The organism is Phocaeicola sartorii JCM 17136 = DSM 21941, assembly GCF_054653615.1.
In genome coordinates this window covers 3719762-3736404 of the sequence record NZ_BAAIFW010000005.1, presented here as the reverse complement: position 1 = coordinate 3736404, position 16643 = coordinate 3719762, and the positions used below count along the sequence as shown (strand labels likewise).

General features: G+C 38.9%; 18 protein-coding genes and 2 pseudogenes. 17 read left to right on the top strand and 3 right to left on the bottom strand.

Annotation, left to right across the window (positions count from 1 at the left end):
* Positions 1–34: 34 nt before the first annotated feature.
* Both ACYQ0C_RS15920 and ACYQ0C_RS15915 read right to left on the bottom strand, forming a co-directional pair.
* A pseudogene (locus ACYQ0C_RS15920) lies at positions 35–160 on the bottom strand (toxin-antitoxin system HicB family antitoxin); the annotation flags it as partial.
* Between the two features lie 19 nt (positions 161–179).
* A complete protein-coding gene (locus ACYQ0C_RS15915) occupies positions 180–962 on the bottom strand; it encodes a TerB family tellurite resistance protein (protein WP_016275596.1) in 783 nt (260 codons plus the stop codon).
* A 322-nt stretch (positions 963–1284) separates the two neighbouring features.
* On the opposite strand from ACYQ0C_RS15915, the gene ACYQ0C_RS15910 reads away from it, so the two are divergent.
* Together ACYQ0C_RS15910 and ACYQ0C_RS15905 are read left to right on the top strand one after the other, a co-directional pair.
* Positions 1285–2361 (top strand): BF3164 family lipoprotein, encoded by a 1077-nt coding sequence (locus tag ACYQ0C_RS15910; RefSeq protein ID WP_016275597.1) that lies wholly within the window; start codon positions 1285–1287, stop codon positions 2359–2361.
* A 198-nt stretch (positions 2362–2559) separates the two neighbouring features.
* Positions 2560–2958, top strand: coding sequence for an AAA family ATPase (locus ACYQ0C_RS15905; RefSeq protein WP_016275598.1), 399 nt, complete (start codon positions 2560–2562; stop codon positions 2956–2958).
* 334 nt (positions 2959–3292) lie between these two features.
* Here ACYQ0C_RS15905 and ACYQ0C_RS15900 read toward each other — a convergent pair whose 3' ends face one another.
* Positions 3293–4261, bottom strand: a complete 969-nt coding sequence (locus tag ACYQ0C_RS15900) for a winged helix-turn-helix domain-containing protein (protein ID WP_025077098.1) — start codon at positions 4259–4261, stop codon at positions 3293–3295.
* 252 nt (positions 4262–4513) lie between these two features.
* Between ACYQ0C_RS15900 and ACYQ0C_RS15895 the strand changes: the two genes are divergently transcribed.
* The 15 genes and pseudogenes from ACYQ0C_RS15895 (at position 4514) to ACYQ0C_RS15825 (ending at position 16283) form a co-directional block, all read left to right on the top strand.
* Entirely contained in the window at positions 4514–4735 is a 222-nt protein-coding gene (locus ACYQ0C_RS15895; protein ID WP_025077097.1) for an NVEALA domain-containing protein, read from the top strand.
* A gap of 3 nt (positions 4736–4738) precedes the next feature.
* Positions 4739–5602 carry a DUF1573 domain-containing protein gene (locus ACYQ0C_RS15890; RefSeq protein WP_175271277.1) on the top strand — a complete coding sequence of 288 codons (864 nt, stop codon included), beginning with the start codon at positions 4739–4741 and terminating at the stop codon, positions 5600–5602.
* Between the two features lie 236 nt (positions 5603–5838).
* On the top strand, positions 5839–6090 hold the full coding sequence (locus ACYQ0C_RS15885) for an NVEALA domain-containing protein (protein WP_016275602.1): 252 nt from the start codon (positions 5839–5841) through the stop codon (positions 6088–6090).
* A gap of 18 nt (positions 6091–6108) precedes the next feature.
* Positions 6109–7173: a DUF4934 domain-containing protein gene (locus ACYQ0C_RS15880; protein ID WP_016275603.1), complete on the top strand. Its 1065-nt coding sequence runs from the start codon at positions 6109–6111 to the stop codon at positions 7171–7173.
* Between the two features lie 18 nt (positions 7174–7191).
* Positions 7192–7290 (top strand): annotated as a pseudogene (locus tag ACYQ0C_RS15875) (DUF1573 domain-containing protein); the annotation flags it as partial.
* A gap of 243 nt (positions 7291–7533) precedes the next feature.
* The gene (locus tag ACYQ0C_RS15870; RefSeq protein WP_016275605.1) at positions 7534–7782 is read left to right on the top strand and encodes an NVEALA domain-containing protein; all 249 of its coding nucleotides are present in this window, start codon (positions 7534–7536) and stop codon (positions 7780–7782) included.
* An 86-nt stretch (positions 7783–7868) separates the two neighbouring features.
* On the top strand, positions 7869–8954 hold the full coding sequence (locus ACYQ0C_RS15865) for a DUF4934 domain-containing protein (RefSeq protein WP_016275606.1): 1086 nt from the start codon (positions 7869–7871) through the stop codon (positions 8952–8954).
* Between the two features lie 111 nt (positions 8955–9065).
* The gene (locus tag ACYQ0C_RS15860; protein ID WP_016275607.1) at positions 9066–9314 is read left to right on the top strand and encodes an NVEALA domain-containing protein; all 249 of its coding nucleotides are present in this window, start codon (positions 9066–9068) and stop codon (positions 9312–9314) included.
* A gap of 62 nt (positions 9315–9376) precedes the next feature.
* Positions 9377–10465, top strand: coding sequence for a BF3164 family lipoprotein (locus ACYQ0C_RS15855; RefSeq protein WP_016275608.1), 1089 nt, complete (start codon positions 9377–9379; stop codon positions 10463–10465).
* Between the two features lie 96 nt (positions 10466–10561).
* Positions 10562–11863, top strand: coding sequence for a transglutaminase domain-containing protein (locus tag ACYQ0C_RS15850; RefSeq protein ID WP_025077330.1), 1302 nt, complete (start codon positions 10562–10564; stop codon positions 11861–11863).
* A complete protein-coding gene (lepB, locus tag ACYQ0C_RS15845) occupies positions 11860–12768 on the top strand; it encodes a signal peptidase I (protein ID WP_257464655.1) in 909 nt (302 codons plus the stop codon). The genes ACYQ0C_RS15850 and lepB overlap by 4 nt, the downstream gene beginning before the upstream one ends.
* Before the next feature lie 325 nt (positions 12769–13093).
* On the top strand, positions 13094–13330 hold the full coding sequence (locus ACYQ0C_RS15840; protein WP_016275611.1) for an NVEALA domain-containing protein: 237 nt from the start codon (positions 13094–13096) through the stop codon (positions 13328–13330).
* 198 nt (positions 13331–13528) lie between these two features.
* Positions 13529–14629 carry a 6-bladed beta-propeller gene (locus tag ACYQ0C_RS15835; protein ID WP_081642392.1) on the top strand — a complete coding sequence of 367 codons (1101 nt, stop codon included), beginning with the start codon at positions 13529–13531 and terminating at the stop codon, positions 14627–14629.
* Positions 14630–14636: 7 nt separating this feature from the next.
* Positions 14637–14975: a hypothetical protein gene (locus ACYQ0C_RS15830; protein WP_016275613.1), complete on the top strand. Its 339-nt coding sequence runs from the start codon at positions 14637–14639 to the stop codon at positions 14973–14975.
* Positions 14976–15119: 144 nt separating this feature from the next.
* Positions 15120–16283 carry a DUF4221 family protein gene (locus ACYQ0C_RS15825; RefSeq protein WP_016275614.1) on the top strand — a complete coding sequence of 388 codons (1164 nt, stop codon included), beginning with the start codon at positions 15120–15122 and terminating at the stop codon, positions 16281–16283.
* The last annotated feature ends 360 nt before the right edge of the window (positions 16284–16643 follow it).

Below are 16643 nucleotides of genomic sequence, written 5' to 3'. Positions count from 1 at the left end.
GAACCAATAAAAAGAAAAGCCGCTGTTACAAAATTCAAAGACAGGGGATAAGGGTGTAACGGATGGTTGCACCCTGTTTTTCCACAGCTGATTTTATAAAAGCGTTTATAGAAATTCCTGCTTGTTGGGCGAGTATGGCAATCTTGCCATGAATTTCGGGTGAAAGACGGAATCCTTTCTTACTTTATTCCTCTGGCTTTATAAATCCGTTCTTTAGCGTTATTGATTTGCTGGAACTTCTCCTCAGCCGCTTTTTTCACATCCTCACCCAATGTGGCGACACGGTCGGGGTGATGTTTTAAAGCCAGGCGGCGATAGGCGGCGCGTACCTCCTCATTGGTGGCTGTCGGGGTGATTTCAAGCACTTTGTAAGCCTCCTCCAGCGAGTTTCCGCTCAGGTTCAGCATGGACTCCACTTCTTGGGGCGACAGTCCCATGCATTGTGCCACCTCTTTTAAGGCTGTTATTTCTTCAGCGCATACGGTGCCGTCACTTTTGGCTATGTTTACCAGAAAGTCCAGCAATTGCAGTCGTTGTCCGTAAGACAGATTTGCGGCTATTTGTGCGCCGCATTCATGAATGGTATTTTTAAACGCCATCGGGTTCTGACGCTCCATCTGTTTGCGCTGCTCAAAAAGATTCAGCAAGATCTGTTCTCCCTGGATGACCGCCCCTTCACCGAAGTTCATTCTTAAGAATCGGCGTACATATTCCATTTCGCTGTGCATGATGCGTCCGTCCGCACGGATAATGTAGGATGCCATCACCAGCATGGAGAATAAAAAACTGTTCCGCTGTCCTTCATCCTTGTTTCCGGCTTCCGCCTGTCCTTTTTCGTATGTATTGCCGAAAAGTCCGTTGTTCCCATCCAGCAATGAGCCTAGGGCAAATCCTGCCAAGGCTCCCAGCGGTCCCATGGTCATGAATCCCAGGATACCACCAATCCATTTTCCTGCTCCCATTATTCTTCTTGTTTTTCGTTCAGCAGGCAAAAATACGAAAACTTCTCGTAAAATGCTGTGCGGCATTCCCTTTATTTTCCGTTTTCCGGTCCGGCGAATCGTCAGGAATCCTATCTTTTCATCTATGATCCTGTTTTCCTGTTTAAAAGGTGGAAAAGTGCCGGAACTTCGATGAAATGGGGGAAAATGGAGATCAAATAAAGGAAAAGAGAGATTTGTAATGAACCTAAAATGAAGAATTAAGATAAAACGAAGGTTCTTTTTTCTTGTTTCTGTGAATAGTTTGTTTACTTTGTACCCAATAGTTAAATATAGAACTCGAATGAGAAACAAACAATTACTATGCATTTTATTTCCTTTGTTGGTGGCATGTACCGGTCAGCGCCAGCAGCCAGTGTCCGGTGAGTTGATTATGGAAGAAGCGGTGCGGAAGGGGGAGGTTCTGCAAGGGGAGACAATTCCCGTTGATACTGCCCTGCTGCGGTATGCCTACCGTATGCGTGTGCAGGGTGACGAGGCGGTGATATTGGATTTGCACAATGCCGATTATTATTATCATGTATTTACGTATCCCGATTTTCAGTATCAGTCTTCTTTCGGGAAGCGTGGGGAAGGTCCGGGTGAGTCCGTTTATGCGTCGAATGTCCGTTTTGCTGGACAGGACACGGTGTGGGTGCTCGATGACGGTAAGGGCAGGATGTATCAATATAGCGGTATAGCCGGAGGTGAGTCCCCCAGACTGGAAAAAGACCTTTTGTTGGACAAGCGTTTGTTCCGTTCCCTTGATTTTGATATGAAAGATGCCTCTACTGTTGTTATTCCCGATTATTCCGGTGAGAATCGTTTCAGCTGGGCTTCACTCACTTCCGGTGAATTGCTCCGTAAGTTCGGACAGATACCTGTGTCCGATCCGGAGCTGTTGAAGAAGAGCGCGCCCGCCGTGGCACAGGGATGGAACAGCTTTATCTCGTTCAGTCCGGATAAAAAGATATTGGTTGCCGTCACTCAGTTTGGAGAAAGACTTGATATTTACGACATGGTGTCACAAAAGCATATCGGGAAAACGGGTGCGGATGGCGATCCCCAATTTAAGGTGAGCCCTGAAGGACATGGTTTTCCGGCAGGCAGAATCTGCTACTATGATGTGCAGGTGACTGACAAATACATTTATACCATTTACGATGGCCGTCAGTTCAAGGACATTATAAAACTGGCCGACGCCTATAAGCAAGGAGGCAGGATATTCCGTATATTCACCCATGAAGGTGACGTGGTGAAAACCAGTGTGCTGGACCGCCCTATAACCGGTATTTATGTGGATGAGGCTGCCGGTCTGCTGTTCGGCACAGATGTTAATGCAGATGAGCAGATAGTGAAGTTCTCTCTTGAACTGGAATAGAGGAGGTGAAAAAGAACAGAAAAAAGCAGAAGGCTCTGTCATCGGAGATAGAAAAAGATTTCGCGTCTCTTTGCGGTGTCGGTTAAGCATTTTATTTCAGAACATTATCTGATCAAGCTCAGTAGGTTTGTCAATTCCATGCTTTGGTTCAGGAATCTTGATGTCCGTGAATTTATTGGGCTTGAAACAAATATAACAATGTTGGATGAGTTTATCATCACAAACAATCTACTTGATGATTTCTCTGATTTTTTACAAAAAGTAAGTGGTCAGACTTTCCAGTTTATTACACATAATATTACGGATAAGCAGATTCTTTGCCAAATAGATAAAAATGAAGTCCCCTTTAGAGTAATAGCATCAACAGGTACACAGTCGTTGCAATTATTGTATTTTTGGCTGAAACGCATGAACGAAGCCTCGTTTGTGTTTATAGATGAGTTTGATGCTTTCTATCATTTTCGCTTAGCTTTTGAGGTGTGCAAGCGGTTGTTTGCTTTGGATTGTCAGATTTTTACATTATCACATAACACCTATCTGATGACGAATGTTAAAAAATGTGCCTTCATGTTTAAAAAAAACATCTTCAGTTTTTAAAAACATACCAGTACGTTTTAAAAATACGCCAGCATGTTCAGTGCACGAGCCTAGCTTGTTCAGTGTACAAGGCTAGTTTGTTCCGTGTACAAGGCTAGTTTGTTCCGTGTACAAGCCTAGCTTGTTTCGTGTACAAGCCAAGCTTGCTCATTGCATGACTCTCTCACTAAGTCGGTATTTCTCCTTCTTCCTTCATCCTGTCATATTATGTAATACACACAGACTATCAACTGTTTAGATCTGAAACGACTTCCCCTCACTTCCGTTTCAGCCGTATGTTTATCTCCTTTCATAACCTAAGGACAAGGCTTGAACTGTGTTGTTGGAAATGAACTCATTCATTTGTTTGAGAAAGAATCAACCGGTATCCTTTTCCAGGTTCTGTTATTATCTGGTATTTGGGAAAGTTTTTTATTGAGGATTTAAGGGTAGAAATATGACAATGTATTTTATTGTCTGGCTTGTCCTCTTTTGGCCAAAGTACATTCTTTATGTCTTCTTTGGTTAGAAAATGTTCCGGCGCATTGATGAATAGTGCCAGCAGTTTGAAATCCGTAGGTGCTATGGGACACGGTTGGTCGTTGATATACAATTTCTTACTTTCCAACTTTAAAGTCATCTTTCCAAATTGTTTGGGAAGATGGCTTTCAGGGATATCTTTTTTCAGTGGCTTTTTCAGGAATGACAGAGACACCCACAACAAGACAATGAAATAAGCAATGATGCTCCATAATACTTTAGGAACGGTATGTTTTACTATTTCTGTCCAATGAATCATAGCCCATGCCTGTACACTGGCGGTTTGTCTAGCGTCTATCATTTGTACAGGGGTGACAAGAGCCGACTGGAAGGAGATGGAATCATTGTCACTGAATACTTTTTTCTTGTTGTGGCAGTAAATGATTCCCGTCTTTGCAGCGAAAATCCCATTCTTTTCCCATTCTTTTCGAAAGATCTTATTAAAATGGTCAGGTTTGACAGAATTGGTTTGGGCCATTACATACTGATTGGCCAGCTGGGTGGCCAGTGACTCATGGGTGCTGTCTTCAAAATAAATGGTTTCTATACTATCTGCACATTTTATTTGGATACCTTTTATTTTTCTGCCTAAAGGACGATAACTAATCAGTATTTTGTTTAATCGTTCTTGATAATCAATATTGGTTGTTTCTTGCAGGCTGTCCTTCATTTTTTTCAGGACATTTGCTTTTTCATCTTTAAAAGTCGTATAACATAACAGGATGAATACAATCCACCCCACTGTAATAAAGCCGGAATTGAATAGGTTTGTCGGTTTTTTCATGTCTTTAGCTCGTGTTAGTAGTTGCAAAGATACATCATTTATATCATTTTCAAAAAGAAAATTTATAAATCAGAGAAAAAATGTAGTTTGATGACATGAATCATGTTATTGGGGGTACTGATAATGCTTTCGATGAAATGGGCGTTTTTGGGACCTTAAGAAAACTTTAAGGTCGTCTTAAGATGAATTTAAGGTGAAAAATTTGTGTGCCCGATGTATGTTGTCTACCTTCACACAAAAATTGATAAACAAATGAAAAAAGTATTTGCGTTTTTTACTATTGTAATAGTAATGTCAGTAATGGTCTTGGAAAAGAAATCCGGAAAGACGGAAGAGAGTAAGCTCTTTTTAGATAATGTGGAAGCATTGGCCGCAGGAGAATTTGGACATGATATATGTCTGGGTAGTGGAAATGTAACTTGTAGTACCGGAGAGAAAGTGGAATATGTTCTCACGCCTTTTACTCTGGACTAATCTATGAAGTACCTTTATTTACTATGTGTGCTTGCTCTTTTCTCTTCCTGCAAGGAATCTGAGAAAGAAAAAATCGCTCGTTTGGTTGAGGAATGGGAGGGGAAAGAAATTTTCTTTCCTTCCCGTTCCGTCTTTACCATTCAAGGGAAGGATACGGTGTCTTTTTCTTTATCGGATGCGGATTATAAGGTGGTGACTTATATTGATTCGGTGGGCTGTACCAGTTGCAAATTACAACTGCCTCGCTGGAAACAGTTTATGCAGGAAGTGGATTCAACGCTGAACCGTCCGGTTTCCTTTGCCTTTTATTTCCATCCGAAAGACATGAAAGAACTTCGTTATATCACCCGTCGCGATGCATTCACTTATCCGGTTTGTTTCGATGAAAAGGACGATTTTAACCGATTGAACCACTTTCCGGATGAAATGACTTTCCAGACATTTTTATTAGATAAAGACAACAGGGTGATGGCTATAGGCAATCCTGTTCATAATCCGAAGGTGAAGGAACTTTATCTGAACGTATTGACAGGTAGTGAAGCTGTAAAAGCTGAAACACCGATGACGAAAGTCATCCAGGATGTGGAAAGTGTGGACTTCGGTTCATTTCCTCAGTCGGAGAAGCAGGAACGCAAGTTCACGCTGACCAATACGGGGCAGCGTATGCTGGTGATATACGATGTCATCACTTCCTGTGGGTGTACCAAGGTGAACTATAGTAAGGAAGGCATTCGTCCGGGAGAAAAAGCGGAGCTGACAGTGATTTATGAAGCCGAAAAGGCTGAACATTTCAGCAAGACGGTTACCATTTATTGCAATGCAGATAATTCCCCACTTCGTTTGAAGGTAACGGGGAATGCTGAATAAAGGATAAAGTATGAATCAATGGGAGTAAAAAGCGGATGGAAAGAAATTCATTTTCTTTGCCGAAAGTCGATTCTTTCCACCCGGTGGCTCTCTCCTAAAGGAGGTTAAGTCCGATGTAAAAGTAGTGTAAATAATCAGAATAAGCAAGCGGTAGTTTCGTTTTTTCTGCGGTGGAGTTCTTTCCGAGAATAAGATGAAAACACGAATCATTAATCATCTTTAAACCTAAAAACAAGATGAAAAAGAATATATTGAAAGCAACTATAGTTGCAGCATTTGCTTTGATAGCAGGAATGAATGTGTATAATGCTCAGAAATCGGATATAATGTCTGGTTTGGCTTTGGCTAATGTGGAAGCGTTGGCTGGCGGTGAAGGTAGTGGTGGTTATACAAAGATTTCAGGAAAGTGTTCTGACCCTGTAGCTTATAAGACATGGGTTAGTTGTAAAAGGGGTGGCATAGAAGATTGTTCTCCTTCTGATTGCTAAATATAAATTAGAAGTTATATGAAACCGGTAATTCTGATTGCAATTTTATTATTGTTGAATTCATGCGTGCATTATTCATCAGTCGGGGAACACACATTCTCTATAGACTATTGTAAGGATTCAACCTTTGACTGGGATTCAAAGATTCAGATAGAAGGAGTTATTCCTTTAGAAACAAAAGACAGTTGTTTGTTAAGTTATGCCCGTAAGTGTATTGTTACAGATACGAAAATAATATATTACGATGAAAAGCAAAAGTCAATATTCGTTTTTGATGATACGGGAATCTTTTTGTATGGAATAGATGCCTTGGGAGGTGGCGAGGGAGAGTACACAATGATAAAAGATGTAATAATGAGTTATGACAAGAAGGCTGTTTTGATATTGGATAATGTTTCCATTTTGGCTTTTGATGCCGAAACAGGACAATTTCAATATCGAATAGCCTTGGATGAGCATATAGCTTCTGATTTTTATCAATTTGCGAATGTAGATAAAGACCTGTTTTATTTTTGGTCTATGGACAAGGAAAATTGTCTGTACTCTTACGAAAACGGTAAAATTGATGCAGTGCAAAAAAGGACAGGTTTCCCTTATGTTTGCCAAAAATTCTTCTACGATTCAGCAGGGGTTTTGAATTTCCTGCCTGATTATGGAAGTTTTAATGTGATGGAAATAAAAAATCGCCAACTACAGACTAAATACATTGTTGATTTTGGAAGATGGACTTTACCCAAGGATTTGATTCCTGTAAATACAACGGAATTTAATGAATCAGACTCCAAACCTTTCTTTAAATGTATATCATCAGCATTTGAGACTGATAAAAATATATATTTGAGCACAGTCAGCCCTGATCTATCTTTGTATAATATATGCATTGACAAGTATACCAAGGAAGTTATTTCCGGCAATCAGGATAAAAATGCTCCGGTAGTAGTTGTGAATGCGGTAGGGGAGTATTTTTATGGAATACTATATCCCTTCTTTTTCTCCGGAGATGACCAGTTCTCCAAAGAAATAAGGAAATATGGTAAGAATGAAGAAAGTAATCCTTTGGTGATAAAATTCACATTCAAATAACATGGGGTGGAAATGGATGAGATTGACAAGGCTGAACATTTCAGCAAGACGGTTACCATTTATTGCAATGCAGATAATTCCCCACTTCGTTTGAAGGTGACGGGGAAAGCTGAATAAAGGATGAAGTATGAACCAATGGGAGTAAAAAAAGCGGATGGAAAGAAACTCATTTTCTTTGCCGGAATATGTTCTTTCCACCCTGCGGCTCTCTCCTAACAGAAAAGGAGGTTAAGTCCGATGCAAAAGTAGTGTGAATAATCAGAATAAGCAAGTGGTATTTTTGTTTTTTCTGCGGTGGAGTTCTTTCCGAGAATAAGATGAAAACACAAGTAAATAATCATCTTTAAAACTAAAAACAAGATGGAAAAGAGTATTTTGAAAGCATCTATAGTTGCTGTATTTGCTCTAATAGCAGGATTTAATGTGTATAACGCTCAGAAATCGGATGTAATGTCTGATTTGGCTCTGGCTAATGTGGAAGCATTGGCAAGTGATGAATCTTCGACAACAAATAGATACCAAACTATGGGGTATTGTACACCATTGGATATGAATTATATGTGTACTTCAAGAAGAACTGCGGAAAGTTGTCGAAGACCGTGCAGATAAAGTGATGTTATGATATAAATTTGAAATAGCTCCAATTCATACACGTCATTGGATTGGAGCTTATTTAAACTTTTAAGCTTTATATAATGAAAAAGTTTGTGTTGATATCTTTTTTATTTCTTTTTGCTTCATGTAGTGTAAAACAAAAGAAAATATTTGACTATGTTTTTAATGCAACAGAAGCGATCACACTTGAGCAGAGTAAACTGACTTTGAGTAAGCATATAACGGTTCTTAGTTTTTCAGATTCTAGTATGGTCGATCGTAATTCATCTATAATTAGAGTTGATAATGGCTGGATTATATATTCAAAAAATTCAGAATCATCTATACTCAGCTTTACTAGTGAAGGACAATTTTCCGGTTATATCGGACATATAGGGAATGGTCCTGGTGAATATACTAGTGTTTATGATGTCGTTGTTAATCAGAAAAGTAAAGTTTTAGAAGTATTATCAGATGGAGGAATTTTTTGTTATACTTTTGAGGGAGAGTTTTTGTACAAGAAAGAGGTTTTTTATCCTGCGTTTTCTTTTACCATAGATGATAGGCAGAATTATTGGTTTTATGTAGGTAACAATACTACCTATGGCGATGCTAAAATGATTCGTACAGATGAAAAAATCGCCAATGTGGCATATTATCTTCATCAAAAGTCTAATATGCTTCCGATGGTAGAGAATAATTTTGGAAGAAATGGAGAATGGTTGACATTTCATGAGTCGCTAAATCATGATTTGTATACGATAGAAAATGGAGAACTGAATTTATCGTATGCTATGGATTTTCCTAATTATAAGTTGCCTGAGAAATTACATGAATTATCGGGCATGGAAGTTATAGCAGAATTACAGCGTTCTAACTATGCATCTATTATAAATTATTTGGAAAATTATGATTATATATTTTTAAATGTTTTATTGAACAATGAAGGTGAACGGATTCCAGAGGTTTATTATTGGATTATCAGTAAGAAATTGCAAGAGGAAGTTGTTATCAAAATTGATGCTGAAATATCTGCAGAATCCTATTTGTTTAATACTCAGTATTTATCTAATGATGATAAGTTATATTGTTTGGGGTATATATGGGAAAATAAGGATGTGGAATCTTATGAGGAAAATCTAAATCCTTCTGTTGTAGCACTTGAATTAAATGGGCTGTTTAGGTGACATGGAATGACTAATATAGTCTTTTTATTTTAAATGTGAAATCTTATTCTTTGCTTTTCGAGAATAAGATGAAAATGCAAGTAAATAATCATCTTTAAACCTAAAAACAAGATGAAAAAGAATATTTTGAAAGCAACTATAGTTGCTGCATTTGCTTTGATAGCAGGATTTAATGTGTATAACGCTCAGAAATCGGATGTAATGTCTGATTTGGCATTGGCTAATGTGGAAGCGTTGGCTCAGTCTGAAGGATCTGGAAATGGCGGTTGTCGTTATCGAATAACATATCGTTGTGGGATAGTTGACTATAGCAATCCTTGGAGACCAGTGATGACCACTTATGAAGATCATTATTTTTAGTATGAAAAATATCAGTTACGAAGGTAATTCGTAACTGATAAATCAAAAAGGAATAAGAAAGAATGAGAAATTATATATATTATCTGTTATTGCTTGTATTAAGCCTATCTTGTACGTCCAATAAAAGAAAGATAGATAAAAATACACAATTAGGCAAATTGGCATATACTAATGTAAATGGAACAAATCTGAAAAACGACTCTACAATATGGGGGATGAAAGTTGATTTGGTAACAGACAACCGTTTGATCATTCAAGAGTTATCTAATGAATTATTGTACGGGGTTTACCGTGTAGAAGGTGAAAAGCTAATAAAAGAAGGCGGCTTTTTAACTAAAGGAGTAGGACCTTTTGAAATGATTCATCCTGATTTGTGGGGAAATGAAGGCGATTCAGTATTTTATATTTCAAACTACTCAGGAATGGTAAAAGAAATATATACAGTGAAAAAAACTGATATTTATAATAAAGAGAAATGGAAGATTACTAAGTTCCCTGATCCGCAAGAATGTCTGTTTTATCCCTCTATTGCAATATTGGATGACAGTATTTATATTGTGTCGGGTTCAAAACTGAATAGCATTAATATCTTGTCTCGTGTTAATTTACAAACAGGAAGTATCTCTGATCTTGATTTTCCTTTTCCCGGATTTAATCTTCCTTCAGGTTTTAAAATTGTGGAACACATGATTTATTGTGATGCGCAACTTTTAAAACACCCCAGACAAAACAAGTTGTTATACGTCTGCCGATTGGGAAAATATGCGAAAATTCTGGAAATGGAAAATGGACAGATAGGCAAGCAAATTCCTTTATATTCTATTCTCCCTCAATATGAATCAGTAAATAATGAGCGAAAAATAAAAGATGATTGTTTAGGTGGCATCATTGCAAAAGTTACCGCTGATAAAATCTATTGCCTCGTCTTGCCATATACAAGGAAAGAAGAAAATGAAAATCCTTTTTATAAAGGTATGCCAAATTATTTTGCTGATGAAATGGTAATTTTTGATTGGGACGGTAATCTGATCAATGCTTACAGGCTGGACCAACCTATCTGTAATTTTGGCGTAGATGGAACAAAAAACATTTTATATGGTACCACATTAGATGGAGAAGAATTTGTCGTAAGACGATTTGTTTTGAAATGAGTAATCGAGATATTCGCTTTTTTGGGTTTTGGCTTTGCCTTATGGCTGTTCCGGTCCAAAGTGGGAAGTGTGATATAAAAAAATAAAGAGGGAAAAATGAAAAGACATATTATTTATTTGTTTGGGGTTGTTCTGTTACTCCTTCCGGCTTGTACAACCCATGTGGACTCTTTGGAATGGGCCTTGCGTCAGGCGGGAAAGAATAGGGCGGAGTTGGAGAAAGTATTGCAACATTATGAATCCGATTCCTTAAAGCTGGCGGCTGCAACCTTTCTGATACGGAAAATGCCCTATCACATAGGTTTTTGTGATACTTTATTTACTCCGGATGGCATAAGCTACATGCCTGATATTACTTATCCGGGGCACAATGAAGCTCAAATAAAGCATGTTTTTGACTCTTTATTTGATTGTGGATATTATATACGGCGGACAAAGGAAAGAGACGTGGAGGTAATGACTTCCGACTTCCTGATTGACAATATCGAGTGCGCTTTTGAGGTGTGGAACACTCCTTGGGCCGGAAAGCTTGATTTTGATGCTTTTTGCCGGTACATACTTCCGTATCGTGCCTCTAACGAACCGTTATGCTCTTGGCGGAGAAAAATGCTGCGGAAGTATCTTCCCATGGTGCACTCTTTCCAAGTGGGCACTCCGGTAGATGCCTGCATGGCGCTGAACGATTCATTAAAGGGCAGTTTTCATTTTGTCGGTATGCTCCCTGTTTACCCGAGCATTGAAATGGTGGACAGATACAGGCAAAGCAATTGTGAAGGACTCGCTTTGTATTTTATTTTTCTTCTACGTTCAGTCGGTATCCCTGTTGCCATCGATTGTACCACATGGGCAAAATCAGAAGATGGGCATTCCTGGTGTTCTGTGATGGACAATAAAGGGGGATGGCATGGTTTTGCAGCAAATGAGATGAGTTGTGAAGAGCATCGGAAAATGTTCTCGGAGAAAAGGAAACTGATTCCTCCCAAGGTGTACCGCCGCTTGTTTGCGCCTGAGCCGGTGTCAATGGATATGCAGGATGACGGGTATCGCACTTATGTGAAGAACCCTTTGTTTAAGGATGTCACTGATTCATACTATGTCCCTCCGGTAAATATCATGCTGGATTTGCAACGGAAACTGTATTCCTCCGATGAAGGGTTGGTATATCTGTGTGCTTCTTCAATCAACCAACATCGTGTATTGGGAGTTGGAACCCGCAGAGGAGACAGGTGTTTCATAAAGAATGTGGTGGGAGACAATACTTTTGTATTGGCGGAAAGTCCGGATGGGAAAACATTGCATTTCCTCACAGATACTTTTTATGTGGATAAATCCGGGGTCATGAAAGGACCGGATATTAAGGGATGTGCCAACGGAACGGTTGGCGAAAAGAACGGATGATGAAGGAGAAAGCCAAGAAATACTTGTCGGTGGCGATTGACAGGCTTTTGTACCTGTCGGTGGCTTTTCTGTGTGTGTCGGCTGTATGGCTGCTGTCGCAGGTGTTCCTGTTCTCTTCGTTCTCCGTTCCTACGGATTCCATGACGCCTGCCATTGTCCCCGGTGACTGTGTGCTGGTGAACAAAGTGTTGAGAGGGGGGCGGATTTTCAACTTGAATGACGCTTTCGACCACAAGCCGCTGGAGATTACCCAGCTGAGGGGGACAGGAAAATTCCGCCGTAACGAGGTGCTGGTTTTTAATTTTCCTTATCCGGAGCGTTGGGACAGCATCGGGTTTGATGTGATGCGCTATTATGTGAAGCGTTGCATCGCCCTGCCGGGCGATACGGTGGAAATCCGCAATGCGCATTACCGTGTCCGTGGATACAGGGGAGAACTGGGAAATATCGATTCTCAGAACAGCCTGGCCCGTTATATGCGTAGTGAAAGAAACAGAGAGGAGATGATAAAGGGCGGTTCTTTCAAGGCTTATCCTCTGGACAGTGTGACGGGCTGGACGGTGCAGGAATTTGGTCCGCTTTATTTGCCAGCCCGGGGAGATACCGTAAGGTTGGACAGACACCATTATGCGGTTTACCGTAACCTTATAGAGTGGGAGCAGCGCAAGAAACTGACCGCACATAACGGATGTTTTTACCTGGACGGTAGTGAGATAAACCATTATGTATTTACGCACGACTATTATTTTATGGGGGGTGACAATTGTTACAACTCGCAGGATTCTCGTTATTGGGGGCTTTTGCCGGAGGAATATATTGTGGGCAAGGCTACGTGCATCTGGACATCGAAGAACCGGGTGACGGACGAGATTTGCTGGGACAGGGTATTAAAAAAAATAAAATAGCATCCGTCAGGTATATGGTTTGACTTATTCCAACCATTCCTTCTATACCTTGACCGGTTCGTTCTATTGGGAATACTGATTATGCTTTCGATGAAATGGGTGTTTTTGGGACCTTAAGAAAACTTTAAGGTCGTCTTAAGATGAATTTAAGGCAAAAAAATTGTGTGCCCGATGAATGTTCTCTACCTTTATGCAAAAATAACAAACCAGTGGAAACGGTATTTGTGTTCTTTGCTGTTGTTGTTTTGTTTTTCTGTGGTGGAGTTCTTTGCGAGAATAAAATAAAAAACACAAGTGATTAATCATCTTTAAAACTAAAAATAAGATGAAAAAGAAAATTTTGAAAGCTACTATAGTTGCATCGTTTGCTTTGATAGCAGGAATGAATGTGTATAACGCTCAGAAATCGGATGTAATGTCTGGGTTGGCATTGGCTAATGTGGAAGCGTTAGCTGGTTGCGAATGGAATAGTTGGATTGGTGAACCTGTATTTCATATCACTTTAACAGGATATTGTTCATGGTCATGCTCTCGAGGAGGGGTGTTTCAATGTCCGGTTTAATGCAGCTATTAGCTAAGAGAAATTAGTGTAGCGCTTGTTATTTTTTATAGATAGATGTATGAACTTGATATTTTGAAGTGTAGGTTGTTTTACATCTATCTATATAATAGAGGGTCTTATGGATGGATTGGATTCTTTGTGTGTGGGATAATAATTTAGGAGTGAATCTGTATTTTTTATATAAACTTTAATATATCTATGAATAAACTTTTATCGATGGCTTTTATGGGGCTTGTTTTTACAGGTTGCGTATATCATGCACCAAAGACAAACTCATATAATTTGCCAGAGTATCAAATAGATTTTCATGAAGCGGATGAAATGAAATTTGACGAACTGGTAGATACTTTTTTTTGTATCCCTTTAGAAACACATAGCTCCAACTTGCTAGGACGGATTGCTAAGATTCAAGTGGATAGTGTCATATCAGTGCTGGATGAAATGAACCAGACGGTTCATCTATACTTGATGGACGGTAGCCTGTCGGCTGTTATAGATAAAAAAGGTATGGGACCTGGAGAATATGTCCAACTGAGTGATTTCTTTACTTCTCCCAAAGATGGTTATGTAGAGATTCTGGACCCGATGCAGAAAAAAATAATCCGTTATGACATGTGTGGCCGTTTTATAAAAGAAATGCATCTTCCCTTTCCCGTAGGAGTATCCAAATTCACGAAAATAAACGGCTATTACGTCTTTGACCAGCAAACGAGGCGTAACGAGGATGAATGGAAATATAGTGTCGTGGTTCTATCTGAAGAGGGAAGAATCGTAAATAAACTTTTTCCTTATACTCAATATGCGGATATATTGCTTTCATCCAGAAACTCATTTTATCGTGTTGACAATGAACTGTTCTATACCCCTATTTATTGCGATACTGTTTTTTTGTTGAATGAGAAAGCAGCTGTTCCTCAATTTGTTATGGATTTCTCGGATAAATGGGTTGATCATTCTTTTGTATATGGTGCCGTAAAGGATCCGATGAGCTTTATCAACAAACTGCGGGATTGTGACTTTATAACTTTCCTTAATGTGATGGAAACCAGGTCTATGATTTGGCTTGATTTTATGTATAAAGGAATAAAGTATTGTTCGTTAATAAACAGATCCAATATGCAGATTTCGACATATTCAAATTCAGCCTCTGATGATTGTCGGGATTTGTTTGGAGAAGTATTGACAACATGGAATGATTTTTTTATTATACCGGAGAGTGCGGAGCGGATCAGCCAAAAGTTTGGATTGGAGGTTGAGTCGGAAGATAACCCATATATACTGTTTGTTAAATTCAAGTAATATCTATATGAAACTATTATTGTTAGCTATCTTAATGTCATTTCAATCATCTCAAACGACTTGTGATGACTTTTACAAAAAAGAATTAGATCCTTTGAGTGTGGAAGGGAAGGTTACAAAAAAAGAAATAAGTGATGAATTCTATATCATATATGTTGTGAATAAAAAAGAAGAAACGATTCGCTTGCGTTTTTTGAAAAACATGTCCGGTTTTGAAATCTATAATTTCATCTTGACAGATAGTTACATATCAAAAAGGAAAGGGGATAGGAGTGTGCATATTCTGACCGAAAATAAATTGGACAAAAGTTTTAAAGGGAGAATATTTGATAAATTGTGCTATTAAGCCATCGTTTTTCTCATCTTGTGTGTAAAAAGCTCATCTCTGTGGGTAGGTAGACCTGCATGCAGTAGTACGATTTAAATAATTTAGATGGATTGTCGGATTATTTTTGAATGGTTCGACAATCCTTAAAATAGAATAATTGATATGGTAAGAAATTTTTTTTTATTCATTTTAGTATGTGTGTCTTTTTCTTTATGTGCATGTTCTACTAAAAAAGCCCGGCAGGTGCAGGAGGTTTCTTTGAAGGAATTAGCCGATTGTGTATTTGTCTTGGATGATTCAACTGTAGCTTCGATGGAATATTTACAGTATTTCCAGCGGAATGATTCAGCTATATTAGCTTTTACAAACAGGTATGACAACTCTGTTGTCCTTTATGATTATAAGTCGAAGAAGAATGTCGGCAGAATCCATTATGAGAAGGAAGGGGGAGATGGAATAGGAGAAGTGTTCTCGTTCTGTTATGTGAATGACGATTCCATTTATCACTATCATTTTAATCTTAGAACTTTGTTCCGGACGAACAATGAAGGTAAAGTCTTGGAAAAACATCTGATCAATACATACTCTAATGCCTCTCCGGATTCTTTGTTCATAGCTCCAGTCTTATTTCCAAGAACCAATTCTCCGCTAACAGTCGTAGGAGATAAAATGCTGATGGCCGGTTTCATGATGGGAGAAGTGGAAGGTGAAAATGATGAGAATCGTCCTGTAATGGTTTACTATGATTTAAAGACAGGTAAATTGGATTATTCAGACAGTTATCCCTCCGTATACCACAAAGGACATTGGGGAGGAGGGTTTATTTATCGGAATCCCTATTTTACGATATCTCCTCAGAATGAAATCATACTGAGTTTTGCAGCGGACTCTAATCTTCGGGTACATTCTATGAATGAAAAAGGATTTCGAGAATATTATGCAGGAGTCGGAGGGGACTATGTTATCACTCCCATTGAGGAGCGTGCTTCCTCTAAATGGATAAATAAGGATGAATGTAACCGTCATTACATTGACAATTTAAGTTACGGTCCCGTTTTTTACGATAAGTACAGGTGTGTTTATTATCGGATTGCACGTTTGCCTGATCCAAGTATTGATATTCATAAGACTCCTATAATAAAGCCGATTGAAATAATAGTGTTGGATAAGTCCTTTGAAGTGATAGGCAAATGTCGGTTGAAAGAGGACAAGTATTGGATTAATCAATGCTTTGTGGGAGAAGACGGGTTTCATATTCAGGTGGAGTCTGAGTCTGAGGATGAATTAAGATTTAAAACTTTTGTATTTGCAATTGATGAGAAATAAATGTTTGGTAGGTTTACTGTTCGCCTTTTTCTTCTGCCATTATTCCTGAAGAAGGGTGGAGATTGTTAAATCGATACATTAAGAATTCAGCAAGACGGTTACCATTTATTGCAATGCAGATAATTCCCCACTTCGTTTGAAGGTAACGGGGAATGCTGAATAAAGGATAAAGTATGAATCAATGGGAGTAAAAAGCGGATGGAAAGAAATTCATTTTCTTTGCCGAAAGTCGATTCTTTCCATCCGGCGGCTCTCTCCTAAAGGAGGCTAAGTCCGATGTAAAAGTAGTGTAAATAATCAGAATAAGCAAGCGATAGTTTCGTTTTTTCTGCGGTGGAGTTCTTTCCGAGAATAAGATGA